Here is a 1,954-nt window from a genome sequence, read left to right as displayed (position 1 = left end):
CGGGCGCTATTCTCGGACAGCCTCCTAGCACGCCAATTATTGCCGCAAGGGTGATAAAAGCATGGAGAAAACCGGGCTCTTTCCATGACGTTTCTGCCGGTGTCGATACAGTCAAACCAAAATTCCTTTGGATACTGGGCAAATAGCCAGATATAAATATCCATTCCCCAGGATGAAAATACGCTATTTTATAAATTTCGACGATTAACATCCCAATCAATCTATTTATTTAGCAAGTGTAATGACAAAAATATTACCCTGGTTATGCATATGTGCCCTGATAATCACAACTGAAGAGATATCAGCGGAGAATAATCCTGTAGAGACTCCCTTATCGTGTCATCCGGGGTGGCTAAACAACCATATGGAGCACGTACTTCCCTGCTACCTTTCAAAAGAAGAGCCTGACTATGGATGGACTATAACCCAGACCGCTTCAACAACCGTCAAGCATGATGACTTATCCACTGAGGTAGACATCATCCATGCCAACCTGGTCTCCCTGCGCTGGCAGCAGGGAGAGAAGGCTTCAGTGGATTTCCCTTTATGGCAACATCGGTTAACCATCTATAAGCCACAACAACTGCAGTACGATACAGCGCTGCTTTACATCAATGGTGGAATCATTCACGCGCCCGGTGAGTTGCAGCCAATCAACACAGGGCCTGAGTTGGATTTTGCCCGGATCGCCGCCCGAACAACATCCATCGTCATTGACCTGAAGGATATACCCAACCAGTTTCTGCAGTTTAAAGATACGCCGCCATTAAAAGAAGATAACCTGATCGTTTTTACCTGGAAGCAGTTTTTAAATAACCCGCTGCAAAACTTTAACTGGCCCCTGCGGCTGCCTATGGTGAAAGCGGCAATTTACGGTATGAACGCCAGCGAAGAAATTCTGCACCAGCAAAAAATTGCCATCAATGGTTTCGTCATTGCAGGCGCGTCCAAGCGAGGCTGGACTGCTTCTCTAACCGCCACCCAGGATAGCCGAATCGTGGCGCTAATCCCCCTGGTTGCCGATTTTATGAACATGAGAGCGATGGCTGATCATGTTTTCAATGTTTATCCACAAGGCAACCCGGCTATATCACCTTACTTTCCTTTCAAGGCCTTGTTAGAAAGACCAGAACTGGATCAATTAATTGCTATCGTTGATCCTTACCAGTACAAACGATATCTCAAACTTCCCAAGTTCTTTGTCAGTGCATCCGGCGATCACTTCATTCCACCGGATACCAGCAAAGTGTTTTTTGACCATTTACCGGGGGATAAATGGATGAGAGTTCTGCCGAATCAGGGACATTATATTAATCAGGGTAATGCCCATTTGGTAACCGATTTGACCGAATCTTTCTACGGTGCTTTTCTTCAAGGCCGCCCACTACCCAAAGTTACCTGGGAACAGAAAGGTAAATCACTCAACATAAAAACAACAAAGCGGCCAAAAGAAGCCTGGCTCTGGCAAGCCAATAATCCATCTGAAAGAGACTTCCGCAAAGTGCCGTCAAATACAAACCTTTCACCCTATACTCGTACCAAAGTGAAATTTGCCTGTCATGGTAGCAAATGCAGTAGCAAGGTAGAGATGCCTCAGGATAACAAAGGCTGGACTGCCAGCTTTGTGGAAGTGCATTTCAGTAATGCTCCCTTTACCGATTTGATCTTCACCACCCGGGTATTTGTCAATCCAGACCGATATCCATAGCTGTTTGGCTTTTTGGCATCAGCACTCCTGACGGACTGAAATACCAGCCGCTTTAAGCTGCCAGAGTTGGTACTATTCAAAAAGGATTCTTAAGTAGTTAACCCTATGTAAGTACTTTCGATCGTTTATGTTGCAAGCTGCATTTATATCTCGGTCATGGGTAGTACCACAATCACACTCCCATGATCGGACAGCAATTCCCGATAAATTGATTACCATCAATGATATCAAGGGTTAGAGGGAAAG

2 protein-coding genes are annotated in these 1,954 nt (G+C 45.3%); one reads left to right on the top strand and one right to left on the bottom strand.

Annotated features, from left to right (window positions below; translation table 11 throughout):
- Window positions 1-364 precede the first annotated feature (364 nt).
- The gene (locus KDK15_RS18815) at window positions 365-1,708 is read left to right on the top strand and encodes a PhoPQ-activated pathogenicity-related family protein (protein WP_257296933.1); all 1,344 of its coding nucleotides are present in this window, start codon (window positions 365-367) and stop codon (window positions 1,706-1,708) included.
- A gap of 72 nt (window positions 1,709-1,780) precedes the next feature.
- Here the strand turns inward: KDK15_RS18815 and KDK15_RS21625 are convergent, their stop codons facing one another.
- Window positions 1,781-1,927, bottom strand: a complete 147-nt coding sequence (locus KDK15_RS21625) for a zinc ribbon domain-containing protein (protein WP_373691412.1) — start codon at window positions 1,925-1,927, stop codon at window positions 1,781-1,783.
- Between the last annotated feature and the right edge of the window lie 27 nt (window positions 1,928-1,954).

It is taken from the genome of Endozoicomonas sp. YOMI1, from assembly GCF_024606345.1.
GTDB lineage: Bacteria > Pseudomonadota > Gammaproteobacteria > Pseudomonadales > Endozoicomonadaceae > Endozoicomonas.
Note: the sequence above shows the minus strand (reverse complement) of the source record. Positions and strands in the feature narration are given on the sequence as shown.

Excerpts from the sequence above, each read along its gene's own strand:
- KDK15_RS18815 (WP_257296933.1), top strand. The coding sequence starts at position 365 with ATGGAGCACGTACTTCCCTGCTACCTTTCAAAAGAAGAGCCTGACTAT.
- KDK15_RS21625 (WP_373691412.1), bottom strand. The coding sequence starts at position 1,927 with ATGGTAATCAATTTATCGGGAATTGCTGTCCGATCATGGGAGTGTGAT.